Source organism: Pseudomonas sp. AC463, from assembly GCF_979253585.1.
The window spans coordinates 1-271 of record NZ_CEEDDZ010000616.1 but is presented as its reverse complement, the minus strand read 5'-3'; the positions used below and the strand labels follow the sequence as shown (position 1 = coordinate 271).

Here is a 271-nt window from a genome sequence, read left to right as displayed (position 1 = left end):
GAAATAGCCCGCGACATAGCCTTCGTGATCGCCGCGATGCTCGGGCGACCAGCGCTCCGGCCACGCACTGCGATCGGCGAGCGTGTAGGCCGTGTGAAGGTAGCCGTCACGTTCCTGCGCGGCGAGGACGATCGGAATCCAGCGCTCCAGCGTCTGGCGCATATGTCCTTGCGCCGTCGCGATCTCCGCGTCGCCCTGCGGGTCCACCATCAGTGCGATGCACATCGACTCCATCGTCTGGTGGACCCAGGCGTTGGAGAAGACATACCCC

The 271-nt window shown here is 65.3% G+C and carries 1 protein-coding gene; it reads right to left on the bottom strand.

What is annotated here, in order from left to right; all coding sequences use genetic code 11:
* A partial coding sequence (locus AC0IYH_RS31680) for a hypothetical protein (RefSeq protein WP_471838216.1) occupies window positions 1-271 on the bottom strand: 271 nt, incomplete at both ends.